Raw genomic sequence first — 1,685 nt, forward strand, 5'->3', positions numbered from 1 at the left:
CTCCCATGGTGTGACGGGCGGTGTGTACAAGGCCCGGGAACGTATTCACCGCGGCATTCTGATCCGCGATTACTAGCGATTCCTACTTCATGGAGTCGAGTTGCAGACTCCAATCTGGACTACGATAGGCTTTTTGAGATTCGCATCACATCGCTGTGTAGCTGCCCTCTGTACCTACCATTGTAGCACGTGTGTAGCCCTGGTCGTAAGGGCCATGATGACTTGACGTCGTCCCCGCCTTCCTCCAGTTTGTCACTGGCAGTATCCTTAGAGTTCCCGGCTTAACCCGCTGGTAACTAAGGACAAGGGTTGCGCTCGTTGCGGGACTTAACCCAACATCTCACGACACGAGCTGACGACAGCCATGCAGCACCTGTATTCTAATTCCCGAAGGCACTCCCGCATCTCTGCAGGATTCTAGATATGTCAAGACCAGGTAAGGTTCTTCGCGTTGCATCGAATTAAACCACATGCTCCACCGCTTGTGCGGGCCCCCGTCAATTCATTTGAGTTTTAACCTTGCGGCCGTACTCCCCAGGCGGTCTACTTATTGCGTTAGCTGCGTCACTAAGTCCTCAAGGGACCCAACGACTAGTAGACATCGTTTACGGCGTGGACTACCAGGGTATCTAATCCTGTTTGCTACCCACGCTTTCGAGCCTCAGTGTCAGTATGATGCCAGGAGGCTGCCTTCGCCATCGGTATTCCTTCAGATCTCTACGCATTTCACCGCTACACCTGAAATTCTACCTCCCTCTCACCTACTCTAGCTCTACAGTTTCAGATGCAGTTCCCAGGTTGAGCCCGGGGATTTCACATCTGACTTATAGAGCCACCTACGCTCCCTTTACGCCCAGTAATTCCGATTAACGCTTGCACCCTCTGTATTACCGCGGCTGCTGGCACAGAGTTAGCCGGTGCTTATTCTGCAGCTAATGTCATCGTCCGTGGGTATTAACCACGGAGTCTTCTTCACTGCTTAAAGTGCTTTACAACCAAAAGGCCTTCTTCACACACGCGGCATGGCTGGATCAGGGTTTCCCCCATTGTCCAATATTCCCCACTGCTGCCTCCCGTAGGAGTCCGGGCCGTGTCTCAGTCCCGGTGTGGCTGATCATCCTCTCAGACCAGCTACAGATCGTCGCCATGGTAGGCCTTTACCCCACCATCTAGCTAATCCGACTTAGGCTCATCTAATAGCGAGAGCAGTAAACTGCCCCCTTTCTCCCGTAGGTCGTATGCGGTATTAATACGAGTTTCCCCGTGCTATCCCCCACTACTAGGTAGATTCCTAAGTATTACTCACCCGTCCGCCGCTCGACGCCTGATAGCAAGCTATCATCGTTTCCGCTCGACTTGCATGTGTTAAGCCTGCCGCCAGCGTTCAATCTGAGCCATGATCAAACTCTTCAGTTTAATCTTGCTATGAAGCTCTTTAAAGAAGCTTCTAAACTTGGCTCATCTAATCTGGCAAAATCGCTAAAAATTATGTTCGTAATGAATTAACTTTGAGTTTTTCTGCTGTCTTAAATGATAATTTTTATAGTTAGAATCCTACCGAAAAGGTAGTCAACCAACTTTATTTTTTAGCATTCTGAATCAGCAAAAATCCACACAAGTTGTTCTTTAGTTATGCTTTTAAATAGTGCTCAATCACTGTCGTCCAGTAACTGATATATAGGGTA

At 49.3% G+C, this 1,685-nt stretch carries 1 rRNA gene; it reads right to left on the reverse strand.

Going from position 1 to position 1,685, the window contains the following annotated elements:
* A 16S ribosomal RNA gene (locus tag I6E86_RS13645) occupies positions 1-1,416 on the reverse strand; the annotation flags it as partial.
* Positions 1,417-1,685 lie beyond the last annotated feature (269 nt).

The organism is Psychrobacter sp. SWN149 (genome assembly GCF_015864565.1).
Taxonomy (GTDB): Bacteria; Pseudomonadota; Gammaproteobacteria; order Pseudomonadales; family Moraxellaceae; genus Psychrobacter.